The 3529-nt window shown below is 69.9% G+C and carries 3 protein-coding genes; all 3 read left to right on the forward strand.

Annotation, left to right across the window (positions count from 1 at the left end):
• The coding region (locus D6689_10530; protein RMH41648.1) for a VCBS repeat-containing protein at window positions 1–1722 on the forward strand (1722 nt) is incomplete at its 5' end.
• Window positions 1723–1763: 41 nt separating this feature from the next.
• Window positions 1764–2921, forward strand: a complete 1158-nt coding sequence (locus D6689_10535; protein ID RMH41649.1) for a PEGA domain-containing protein — start codon at window positions 1764–1766, stop codon at window positions 2919–2921.
• Window positions 2922–3005: 84 nt separating this feature from the next.
• Complete coding sequence (locus D6689_10540) at window positions 3006–3392, forward strand: hypothetical protein (protein ID RMH41650.1); 387 nt, start codon at window positions 3006–3008, stop codon at window positions 3390–3392.
• Window positions 3393–3529 lie beyond the last annotated feature (137 nt).

The raw sequence follows: 3529 nt of genomic DNA on the forward strand, positions 1-3529 counted from the left end.
CGCGACGGGCTCGACCTGCTCGTCGGGGCGCGCGGGCCGACGGGACCCACGCTGCTCGTCGCCTACAACAATGGCGCCGGCGTGCTCGATGCGTTCGCTCGCTCGGAGTCGGCGTTCGACCGCCTCACCCCGGCATTGCCGTTGGCGGCCGCGGATCTCAACGGCGACGGCAAGGCCGACTACGTGTCGGGCGATGCCGTGTGGATCACCGACTACGGGCTGCCGGCCGTCCCGGGGCCGCCGGTCGCGCTGGTGCCGCTGGCGTTTCGCGTGGGTGACGCTCCGTGGTCGGACGCGGCAATCGGCGACCTCAACGGCGACGCGCGTCCCGACGTCGCGGTGGCGTTCGACGGGACGGACGGAATCGACGTGTACCTCGGTACGGCGTCGGGCCTGTTCAACAAGTTTCACGTCGATACGGCGGGGCCGCCGTTCGCCCTGCGGACCGGCGATTTCGACGGAGACCTGGTCGGAGACCTGGCGTTCGCCATCAGCGGACTCGGCGCCGCGCCCGACGAGGTCGCGGTCGCGTTCGGGAGCCCGGCCGGCGGACCCGAGCCGCCGATCGTGATGGGGCAACTCGACTTCGTGCGCATCCTCGAGCCGATGTCGTCGGTCGTCGATCTGGAGTCGGTCGACGCCATCGCCGATCTGCTCGTGCTGTCCGATGAGTTCCCCGACCGCGACGCGGTATCGATCGCGATTCTCACGGGCAACTCGGGACGCCGGATGCTCGCGCCCTTCACTTTGCAGTACGAGGACGAAAACGGCGATCAGTTCGACGTGCCGTCGCGGCTCGCGGTGGGAGACTTCGTGCCGCTCCGGGACGCGGCCGGCGACGATCACCTCGACATCATCACCGTCGCCCAGCCGCAGCGCAATCTCGACGGGACGAGCGAGGTTCCCGAGCCGGAGCCCGCCGACCGCGTGTTCCACATGTGGAGGGTCCCGAGCGACGGACCGGGCGCGGCGCTCAACGCGCTCAACGCGAGCTTCACGGAACTGCCGGCCGGGGCGGAGTTCGAGGCGCGGTGCGGAGAGTGGACGCCGGCGGATCTCGACGGCGACGGCTTCCACGAGATCGTCGGCCTCGACGGTTCGTGGAGCTGCTACGGTGGTGTGGACTCGCCGCCGCCGAGCATCGTCGTGGCCGACGTCGCTGGCGATCTCGGCGTCACCCGGTTCGGTCTCGATGTGCCATATCGCGCGCCGGACAAGCTCGCGGCGGCCGATCTCGACGCGGACGGCGACGACGACCTGCTCGTGCTGTTTCGCGGGCAGGCGCGGCCGTCCGCGGGCGGGAACACATCTGACCCGGCGGAGGGGGCCGCGATCGTCGTGTGGTGGAACGACGGCGGCGAGCTGCAGCTCGCGTCGGAGTCGTCGTTCGTCGTCCCCGGCGCCCATCTGTTGTTCGACGTGGCGCCCGCCCGCCTGTCCGGCGACGACGACATTCCAGAACTCGTCGTGCTCACGGACGCCGGGCTGTTTGCCGCGTCGCTCGATCCCGACACGGCGACGTACCAGGACCTGCACCGCCTCGTGGGCGAACCCGCCGAGGGGCGGCTCGCGGTCGGCGACGTCGACGGAGACGGCCTCGACGACGTCGCGTTCACGGACGGGACCGGCGACGTTCACGTCTACCTGGGCCGTGCCGCGCCACCGCTCGGGGGTGTCGTCGGCGATGCGGTCGCTGTGCCGGATCAAGGAGGTGCTCCGTGAGACGCTCGTTTGCCGCGGTCGCTGCGATTGCAACCATTGCGGTGTCGCTGCCGGGTGCGCGCGCGCAGACCGAGGACCCCGGCGCGCGCGCCGAGGCCGAGCGGCTGTTTCGCGCCGGGGAACGGTTCTATAACGACGGCCAGTACGAGGCCGCTGCGCAGGCGTTCGAGCAAGCGTACGCGCTGCTGCCGCTGCCGGCGATCGCGTTCTCCGCGGCGCAAGCCTACCGGCTTCAGTACTTCATCGACAAGAAGCCGGGGCGCCTCAAGCGGGCGATCGAACTGTACCGCGCGTATCTCGAGCGCGAGCCGGACGGAGCGCGGCGCGCGGATGCGAGCACCAGTTTGGCCGAACTCGAGCCGATCCTGGCGCGCATCGAGGCCAAAGAGGGCACGGTCAAGACCGAGGTCATGGAGAACACCGCGACGCAGGTCATGATCACGGCGCAGGTCGACGGCGCCGCCGTGTCCATCGACGGTGGCGAGTCGTCGCCAGCGCCGGTGATCCGCGAGGTCTCACCGGGCGATCACCGCGTCCGGGTCGAGGCGGACGGCTACTTCCCCGTGGATCTGAAGGTGACGGCCGTCGAGGGGCGACTGGTGCCGGTGGAGGTCACCCTCAAACCGCAGCCGGCGCTCGTGACGTTGCGCGCCGAGGCCGATGCGCAGGTGAGCGTCGACGGGCGCCCCGTCGGTACGACGCCGTTGGCGCGGCCGATCGAACTGGCGGCGGGCACACACTTCATCACGGTCGCCCGCCGCGGGCGCTATCCGTGGAGCCGGGAGATCGAGGTCAAGCGGGGACAGCGCCTCACGCTGTCGGCGGACCTCGACGTGACTCGGCAACGGCGCGCGAGCTACTGGGTCATGGGCGCATCGGCCGTGGGGTTCGCGGCGGCTGGTGTCTACGGCGGGCTCGCGCTGCGCGACGACGGCGATGCCGCCGATTTGCGGGAGCGCATCGCAACCACAGGCGGCACGCCGGACGATGTCATGCGGTATCGCGACCTGGTGGACCGGCGCGATCGCGAGCGGTCGACGATGTTCGCACTGCTCGGCGTCGGCGGTGCGCTCGCAACGACGGGCATATTGTTGTATATGCTCGACAGCCCGCGCGCTGAGGTGCCGCCGTCGGCGCCGCGCGTCGGCGCCGTGGTCGGTGCGGGAAGTGCCGGGTTGTCGGTGTCCGGACGGTTCTGACCGTCGCGGTCGGCATGGATGCCTGCGCGGCACGCGGGCGCTGTCCGCGTGCGCGCAACCGCGAGTTCGGCTATGCTGCTCGCCATGGCGAGCACGCCGGCTGCCGTATCGACGACGACGCTTCCGTTCGACAAGTTCTGGCCGTGGTTGCAGGCGCACGCGAACTGCATTCTGCGCGCTGGCACTCCCGAGGTGCTCCTGTTCGACCACGATGACTACCACTGGCACCTGGCTGCCGAAGACGAGGCAACCCTCGTGGTCCAGCTGGTGCGCGGCAAGGAACTCGTCGGCGAGATCGTCCTGCTTCCCGCCGACATCGCGTACGTGCAGGCAGTCGACGGGGAAGCGGACGAGGTGACGTTCGAGCTGGTCGCCGAGACGGAGACGTCGCGCGAGATCGCCTACCACTTCGTGATGGCCCACGGCTACGACGATTCGGACCTCCCGTCGGCGCGCGACTGGACGCACTGACGGCCGCGTGGACGCCGTCGAGCGGCGGTTGCTCCGCTAACCTGAAGTTCCCCCGCATGTGATGCCCAGATTTCGCGCATACGCGCGAAATCTGGGCCTTTTGCTTGGTTTGCGCTTTGCAAAATGTTCCCATGTAA

It is taken from the genome of Deltaproteobacteria bacterium (assembly GCA_003696105.1).
In the GTDB taxonomy this organism is placed as follows: Bacteria; Myxococcota_A; Polyangia; order Haliangiales; family J016; genus J016.

What these genes read in the sequence shown, in the direction of transcription:
- D6689_10540 (RMH41650.1), top strand. Translation starts at nt 3,006, where the DNA reads ATGGCGAGCACGCCGGCTGCCGTATCGACGACGACGCTTCCGTTCGAC.